At 72.6% G+C, this 8103-nt stretch carries 7 protein-coding genes; 3 read left to right on the top strand and 4 right to left on the bottom strand.

What is annotated here, in order from left to right:
- The 3 genes from FV226_RS26090 to FV226_RS26100 all read right to left on the bottom strand — a co-directional run.
- Positions 1 to 1885 (bottom strand): PAS domain-containing protein (locus FV226_RS26090; RefSeq protein ID WP_147765208.1); only part of this gene is annotated, 1885 nt, incomplete at its 3' end.
- Positions 1872 to 2669: a Crp/Fnr family transcriptional regulator gene (locus tag FV226_RS26095; protein ID WP_147765209.1), complete on the bottom strand. Its 798-nt coding sequence runs from the start codon at positions 2667 to 2669 to the stop codon at positions 1872 to 1874. The genes FV226_RS26090 and FV226_RS26095, both read right to left, overlap by 14 nt.
- Before the next feature lie 178 nt (positions 2670 to 2847).
- Positions 2848 to 3672, bottom strand: coding sequence for a glycoside hydrolase family 25 protein (locus FV226_RS26100; protein ID WP_238271567.1), 825 nt, complete (start codon positions 3670 to 3672; stop codon positions 2848 to 2850).
- Positions 3673 to 3925: 253 nt separating this feature from the next.
- On the opposite strand from FV226_RS26100, the gene FV226_RS26105 reads away from it, so the two are divergent.
- Entirely contained in the window at positions 3926 to 4369 is a 444-nt protein-coding gene (locus tag FV226_RS26105) for a DUF488 domain-containing protein (protein WP_147765210.1), read from the top strand.
- A 117-nt stretch (positions 4370 to 4486) separates the two neighbouring features.
- On the opposite strand, the gene mntR is transcribed toward FV226_RS26105, so the two are convergent.
- Complete coding sequence (gene mntR / locus FV226_RS26110) at positions 4487 to 4939, bottom strand: manganese-binding transcriptional regulator MntR (protein WP_147754042.1); 453 nt, start codon at positions 4937 to 4939, stop codon at positions 4487 to 4489.
- Between the two features lie 248 nt (positions 4940 to 5187).
- Between mntR and FV226_RS26115 the strand changes: the two genes are divergently transcribed.
- Positions 5188 to 6531 (top strand): Nramp family divalent metal transporter, encoded by a 1344-nt coding sequence (locus FV226_RS26115; RefSeq protein ID WP_147765211.1) that lies wholly within the window; start codon positions 5188 to 5190, stop codon positions 6529 to 6531.
- Between the two features lie 137 nt (positions 6532 to 6668).
- Complete coding sequence (locus tag FV226_RS26120; RefSeq protein WP_147765212.1) at positions 6669 to 7907, top strand: ABC transporter substrate-binding protein; 1239 nt, start codon at positions 6669 to 6671, stop codon at positions 7905 to 7907.
- Positions 7908 to 8103 lie beyond the last annotated feature (196 nt).

Here is an 8103-nt window from a genome sequence, read left to right on the forward strand (position 1 = left end):
GAAGGGGGCCGGGCGGAAGGGTCTTGGCTTGGCGGATGCCGGGCGCGGTCCAGGCGGACTCGACCCGGAACAGGCCGGCCGCGACGTCGACGTCGCCGTAGCCGGCGCGCATCGCCCCCAGGGTCGCGCCGAGGATCGCGGCGGCGGCGGCGATCGCCTCGCTGCGGCCGGAGGCGTCGCGCAGGGCGTCGCCGAGCGCGATCAGCGCGCGGTGCCGCGCCTCGGTGGTGCGCTCCAGGGTGATGTCCTCGATCATCGCCGTGATCTGCAGCCGGTCGCCGAGCGCCTGCGACACGAGGTTGACCCGGCCCCAGATGATGCGGCCGTCGGCGCGGCGGTAGCGCTTCTCCAGGGTCTCGCGCATGACCTCGCCGGCGGCGAGGCGGCGGTGCAGCGCGTCGCGCTCGGTCGCGTCCTCCGGCGGGGTCCAGCGGGCGACCGACCGGCCGACGATGGCGGCGGCCGGCGCGCCCCAGATGGCGCAGAGCTTCGCGTTGACGCTCAGCGCCTCCAGGGTGTGCGGGTCGATCTGGACGATGCCGACGTTGGCGCCCTCGAAGATCGCGCGGAAGTCGGCGGCGACCCGGTTGCGCTCGGTCAGGTCGAGCATCGCGCCGACCATGCGCAGGGGCGTGCCGTCCGGCGCACGGATCACGTAGCCGCGGTCGAGCACCTCGGCGTGGCGGCCGTCGGCGCGCAGGAAGCGGTATTCGAGGCTCCAGGCGTCGCCCCCGCCGCGGATCGCGGCGACGAGCGCCGCCTCGACCCGGTCGCGGTCGGCCGGGTGGACCTGCGCCAGCCACCACGCCCCCGTGGCGGCCGCGCCCGCGGGGTCCCAGCCGTAGGCGGTCTGCAGCGCCTCGTTCCAGGTGACGGCGTCGGCGACGAGGTCCCAGTCGCGGATCGCGTCGCTGGTCGCGCGGGCGATCAGGCGGTAGCGCTCGCGCACCGCCTCCGAGGCGAGGGCGGCGGCCTTGCGCGCCGTCACGTCCCGGACGCTGCCGACGATCCGGTTGGCGCGGCCGCCCGCGAGCACCGGACGGCCGCAGATCGCGACCCAGCGCGCCGCGCCGTCGTCCCGCGCCAGGCGGTAGTCGCCGCCGAAGCGCCCGTCGCCGGCGGGGTCGAGGGAGGCGCGCAGGTCGGCCGCCGCCCGCGCCCGGTCGTCCGCGTGGATCGTGCGCAGGAAGCTCCGGGCGAGGCTCGCCGGCTGCGCCGCGCCGATCCCGAGCAGCCGGCGGGCGGCGACGTCGCAATCGAGGTGGTCGGCCACCGGGTCGTAGTCCCAGATCCCGATCCCGGTCGCCTCGACGGCGAGCCGCATCAGCAGGGCGCTCTCGCCGAGGCGAACGGTGGTGGAGGCGCTGGCCTCCAACGCCTGGCGCTGCCGGGCGAGGCGCGCCTCGCGCCGGTCGAGGGCGGCGCGGGCCTCCAGCAGGCCGACCGTGCGGCGCCCGAGCGCGTGCAAGCCCGCCTCCTGCCCCGGGGTGAGGCCGGCGCGCGGGGCGTCGTCGAGCACGCAGAGCGTCCCGAGCGGCACGCCCGCGCGCGATTCGAGGCGGAGCGCCGCGAGGAAGCGGAACGGGCGGGGGCCGGCGCCTCCGAGGTCGGACAGGATGCCGGATTCGCCTTGCTCGACGTGCTCCTGGCAGAGCCCGCCCCGTTCGATCAGGCGCGCCGGGGCCCGGCCGCCGGGCGCGGCGATCCCGAGCTGCGCCGCCACCTGCAGGCCCGCGCCGTCGGCGAGGGCGAGGAACGCGGCCGGCGCGCCGAGCAGTTCGCGCGCGAGCAGCACGGTGTCGTCGAACCCGGTCTCGGCCGGCGGCGCGGCGGCGTGGGCCGACACCAGCGCGACCCGGTCCGGGCGGGCGTCACCGGGCGGCATCGCGCCTCGCTGCGATCCCGTCGCGGCCGGGCTGGGCCGCGCGCTCCGAAGGTCCTGCGACGGCGTGGCCCGCGCCGAGGACGGTGTCGTAGTGGCGGTGGACGGCGCCGTGGCACTCGCAGGCGGCGTCCACCATCGCGGCCCGGTCGAGGACGGTGATGCGGCCGCGCCCGACGCGGAGCAGACCTTGCGCCTGCAGGGTGCTGAGGATGCGGGTGAGATAGGTGCGCTGGACCCCGAGCATCGCCGCGAGCTGCTCGTGGGTCACGGGCAGCACGTCGCCCGCGATCCGGTCCTGGAGGGTCAGCAGCCAGCGCAGGCAGCGCGCCTCGATCGGGTGCAGGGCGTTGCAGGCCACCGATTGCAGCACCTGCGCGAGCAGGCAGTCCGAGTAGCGGGTGAACAGGGCGCGCAGGGTGGCCGAGCGGCGCTTGGCCTCCTGCAGGTGCGCCGCGTCGAGGCGCAGGGCCGGCCCGCCGATCTGCACCACGGCGCTGGTGGAGGCGGGCACCCGGCCGTCGCTGACCACGCCGCCGACGGCGCCCTCGCAACCGATCGTGGCGGTCTCGGCGCTGCGGCCGTCCTGCATCGCGATCAGCAGGGTCACCACCGTCTGCCGGCAGGGGAAGGTGATCGCGCCGACCTCGGTGCCGGCGGCGAAGATCACGTCGCCCTTGGCGTAGGTGGTCGGTTCGAGATGCGGCGCCAGCAGGGCGCGGTCGGCGTCCTGCAGGTCCTGGAGCAGGCGATTTCCGTCGAACGGGGAAGAGGACGCGGCCGGCATGCGATTCGACGGTAGGAGTTGGAACGTCACAACCTACAGGACATGCGACGGTCCGGTCCGTCCATTAGTTGACAGAACATGCACGAATTCGATGATTTTTCAGCGTCGGCGCGCGGGTTTTCCGCCGCGCACGCGCCGCGGACCCGGCGACCCGTCCGCGCAAGCGCGGACGGGAGGACTACTTGCCGGTGCAGAGGCCCTGCTGGGCGAGGCGCCCGTGCTCGCGCGGGTCGCAATCGGTCGAGAGGAACGAGGCCCACTCGGCCGGCGTACCGTAGAAGGCGTTGCGGTCGACGTCGCCGCGCACCCCCGGCACGCGGCCGGTCGAGGTGAACTGCCACAGCATCCACTTGCGGTTGGCGAAGCGCTGCTCGGGCTCGGCGGCGGTCGAGCGCAGCCAGTGCGGATAGTCGGGCAGCTCGCCCTCGAGCACGTCCTTGTGGAAGGTGATGTCGGTGTAGATGATCGGCCGCTTGCCGGTGTACCGCTCCATCTCCTCGAGCATGTACGTCGTCATCGCCAGGGCCTGCGCCTTGGGCAGCTTCTTGGGGCAGGTCTGCGAGTGGCCGTTCCACTCCACGTCCAGCACCGGGGGCAGGGCGGTCGGATCGTTGGGGACGTTCTTCTTGAACCAGTCCATCTGCTCCTTGGCCGAGCGGCACCAGAACACGAAGTGGTAGGCCCCGCGGGGCACGCCCGCCTGGCCGGCCGCGTCCCAGTTGGCGCGGAAGCGGTCGTCGACGTGGTCGCCGCCCTCCGTCGCCTTGATGAAGGCGAACTGGGTGCCGGCGGCGCGGACCGAGGCCCAGTCGACGTTGCCCTGCCACTTCGAGATGTCGATGCCCTGGATCGGATGGCTCTTGGCCCGCGCGACGCCCGGATGGGGCTTCGCGTCGCCGTTCGTCGGGTAGAAGTCGTTGTTGGCCGCGCACGCCGCGAGGCTCGCCAGCAGCGTCGCCGCGAGGATGCGTTTGGCGAAGGTGGACTTGGCGAGGGCGCGCAGGCCGGCCGAGGTCGGAGCGAGATCCACGGGTCGAGCATTCCTCAGCGACATCGATGCCCGGCCCGCCATCTGGTGAAGCGCCACAACAGAGGTATTCGATGACCCCGGGGCGGTTAACAGACTTTTGCCGTCAATGCGGCGGAATTCCGGAACCCGTGTCGGCCGAGACACATGACCGCGTGGACGGCGTCCGCGCGCCGCGCGCCGGTTCGGTTAAGTCACGCCGCCGCCTCGCTTCTTCGGAGGGCTCGGGTTGGGTAAGGTTCTGTTCACCATAGGATACGAAGGCCTCGACCCGGAGCGCCTGACCGGGGCGCTGCGCGACGCCGGATGCGGCCTGCTCGCGGACGTGCGGGCGGTGGCCAACTCGCGCAAGCGCGGGTTCTCGAAGGGCGCGCTCAAGGCCGGGATCGAGGAGGCGGGCCTCGCCTACGCCCACCTGCGCAGCCTCGGCACGCCGAAGGCCGGCCGCGAGGCCGCCCGCGCCCACGACGCGACGCTCATGCGCCAAATCTACTGCGAGGCGGTGCTCGACACCGCCGACGGCGGGCTGGCGTTGGACGAGCTCGCCCGGATGGCCGAGGCCGCGCCGACCTGCCTGCTCTGCTTCGAGCGCGACCCGGAGCGTTGCCACCGGCGCGTGCTCGCCGAACGCCTGGAAGACCGCGGCTTCACCACCGTCGACCTGTTCGGGTGACCGGCCTCGAACCCCACGACGAAGCCCGTCCGGACGGCCGGAGGCCGTCCGCAAGCGCGAACGCGCGCCGCCGCCCGTGCGGCGGACGCCTTCGACCCCGGTCGAAGGCAACGACCGTCACGCGTCGGGCCGGCCTTCGCTGAAGCGCCGGAACGCCTCCAGGGTCTCGCCGCTGACGTGGTGCTCGATGCCTTCGGCGTCGCGGCGCGCGGTCTCGGGGCTGACGCCGAGCGCGCACAGGAAGCGTTCGACGATGCGATGGCGCTCGCGCGCCTGGCTGGCGAGCGCCCGGCCGGCCTCTGTGAGGAACACCCCGCGATAGGGGCGCTGCTGCACCAGCCCGTCCTCGGCCAGCCGCTTCAGCATCTTGGCGACGGTCGGCTGCGCCACGCCGAGGCGGGCGGCGATGTCGACCTGGCGCGCCTCGCCGCCGTCGCCGATCAGGTCGGCGATCAACTCCACGTAGTCCTCGACGAGCTCGGAGCGCCGGGCCTCGCGGGCCTGCCGGAAGCTCTCGACGTGGACCTCCGGATCGATGAGCGCGGGCTCGGATCGTGGCGGATCCTGCATGGTGCCGGCTCTCTCCCCTCGAGCAGGTCGCGTGGGCGGACGCCCTGCGGCGTCCTTGCGCGCGATCCCTGCGGACACACCGGGAAGCCGGTCGGCTGCGGCGCGAGGCCCCTGTTTAGCAAAAGCGCGGCGGAAGGCGAGCCCCGGCGCGGCGCAAGAATCGCCCTTGACCTTGAGCCCGGGCGCATCTTTATAGCTCATGCTATACAAGGCGCGGCACGGGGCCGTGCGGAAGCGCGGCGACGTCCATGGACCAACCCCTCGCGGAGACGCCGGCCGGCCGCCGGATCGCGCCGCAGCGCGAAAACCTGAGCCGGCGCACCGAGCAGGGCATCCGCGACGTGCTCGACGGGCGGGCCGTCGGGCGCGGGCGGTTCCTGCTGTTCACGGGGCCCGCCGTGATGGCCTCGATCGCCTACATGGACCCCGGCAACTTCGCGACGAACATCCAGGCCGGCGCCAAGTACGGCTACCGCCTGCTCTGGGTGGTGCTGGCCGCCAACCTCGTGGCGATGCTGTTCCAGGCGCTCTCGGCCAAGCTCGGCATCGTCACGGGCCAAAACCTCGCCGAGCTCTGCCGCGCGGAGTTCCGCAAGCCCGTGCGCCTCGCGATGTGGGCGGTGAGCGAGCTCGCCGCGATGGCCACCGACCTCGCCGAGTTCCTCGGCGGCGCGATCGGGCTGTCGCTGCTCACCGGCATGCCGCTGTTCGCCGGCATGGTGGTCACGGCAATCGTCACCTACGCGATCCTGCTGCTGGAGCGCGGGGGGTTTCGCTGGATGGAGATCGTCATCGGCACGATGGTGGCCACCATCGGCCTCTGCTACGCGATCGAGCTGTTCGTCGCCCCGGTCGCCTGGGCCGACGCGGCCAGGGGCCTGACGACGCCGCGGATCCCGGACGCCGAGGCGCTGACCATCGCGGTCGGCATCATCGGCGCGACGGTGATGCCGCACGCGCTGTTCCTGCATTCGGGGCTGACGCAGGGGCGCGGCGGGGTCCGCGACGACGCCGACCGGCGCGTGCTCCTGCGATACTCGAACCGCGAGGTGGTGGTGGCGCTGGCGCTCGCGGGCCTCGTCAACATCGCCATGGTGATCATGGCGGCGGCCGCCTTCCACCTCGGCCACAGCGAGGTCGCCGAGATCGACCAGGCCTACAAGACGCTGACGCCGCTGCTGGGTCCTGCGGCGGCGGGCGCGTTCCTGGTCTCGCTGATCGCGTCGGGCGTGTCGTCCTCGGTGGTCGGCACGATGGCCGGGCAGATGGTGATGCAGGGCTTCCTCGGCTGGCGCGTGCCGCTGGTCGTGCGGCGGCTGGCGACCATGGTGCCGGCCTTCGTGGTGATCGGGATCGGCGTCGACCCGACCCGCGCGCTGGTGCTGTCGCAGGTGGTGCTGTCCCTGGCGCTGCCGGTGCCGATGGTCGCGCTCGTGCTGTTCACCCGGCGCCGCGACCTGATGGGCGCCTTCGCCAACGGCCGGGCGACGCAGGTCGCCGCTTTGGCCGGCGCGGCCCTCGTGCTCTGCCTCAACGCGGTCCTGCTGGCGCAGGCCTTCGGCCTGCCGATCCCGGGGTTGGCGGCCGGCTGATCCGGGCTCCCGTTACAGCCGGCCCGATCCGGCATGCCGGGAGGCTGACACCGGGCCCGCTTTCGCGCTCAATGGCGTCCGGACGCGAGGGTCGAGCGGCGATGAACGCCGCCGACGGCGTCCCCGGGAGAGACGCCATGATCCGTCACCTCGTCATCGCGGCCGCGTGCCTGACCGGCGCGCACGCCGCGCTCGCCCAGGACAAGGCCGCCCCACAGAATCTCGCCCAGGCCGACCTCGCCCCCGTCAAGATCGGCGTGCTCAACGACCGCTCGGGCGTCTATTCCGATTCCACCGGCGAGGGCGCGGTGATCGCCGCGCGGCTCGCCCTGGAGGACTTCAAGCCGGCCGAGCACGGGCTCTCGGTCGAGATCGTCTCCGCCGACCACCAGAACAAGCCCGACATCGGCGCGGCGCTGACCCGGCAATGGTACGACCGCGACGAGGTCGACGCGGTGTTCGACGTGCCGACCTCCTCGGTGGCGCTCGCCGTCAACGCGATCACCCGCGAGAAGAACAAGGTGTTCGTGAATTCCGGCGGCGGCACGCCGGACCTCACCGGTGCGCAATGCACCCCCAACACCGTGCACTGGACCTACGACACGGTGGCGCTCGCCACCAGCAACGGCAAGGCGATGCTGAAGCGCGGCGGCGACACCTGGTTCTTCCTCGCCGCCGACTACGCCTTCGGCCTCGCGCTGGAGCGCGACACCCGCGCGGTGGTGCTCAAGAACGGCGGCACGGTGCTCGGCACCGTGAAGACGCCGTTCCCGACCGCCGACTTCTCGTCGTTCCTGATCCAGGCGCAGGGGTCGGGCGCCAAGGTGATCGGGCTCGCCAACGCCGGGGGCGACGCCGCCAACGCGATCAAGCAGGCGCACGAGTTCGGCATCCGCGAGAGCGGGCAGGCGCTGGCCGCCCTGCTGATCTCCTCGACCGACATCCACGCGCTCGGGACCACGATCGCCCAGGGGCTGACCCTGACGGAGGCGTTCTACTGGGACCTGGACGACCAGACCCGCGCCTTCTCCGAGCGCTTCGCCAAGCGCGACGGCGGCCGCAAGCCCACCGCCTACCAGGCCGGCGTCTACGGCGGCTTCCTGCACTACCTCAAGGCGGTGGCCGCGCTCCATTCGGCGAAGGACGGCGCGGCCGTCGTCGCAAAAATGAAGGAGATGCCGACCGACGACCCGCTGTTCGGCAAGGGCACGATCCGCGCCGACGGGCGCAAGATCCACGACATGTACCTGTTCGAGGTCAAGACACCCGCCCAATCCAAGGGCGAGTGGGACCTCTACAACATCCTGGCGGTCAACCCCGGCAAGGACGTCTTCCGCCCGCTGAACGAGGGCGGCTGCCCGCTGGTGAAGGGGTGAGCGACGGATCGAACGGGACTGACGATTCCTTCGCATGAGGCCGGAACGGCTCACGAAGGCGCCTTACAAGTAATTACCCACCCCCTTGCGCGGGTTGGGTTTCGCTGATTCTCTCGTAGGATGGGCCGAAGCGATCTTGAGCGGCTGAGCCGCGAGGAGCTGATCGAGTTGGTGCTGCGGATGCAGCGCCCGACGA

Source organism: Methylobacterium sp. WL12 (assembly GCF_008039475.1).
In the GTDB taxonomy this organism is placed as follows: domain Bacteria; phylum Pseudomonadota; class Alphaproteobacteria; order Rhizobiales; family Beijerinckiaceae; genus Methylobacterium; species Methylobacterium cerastii.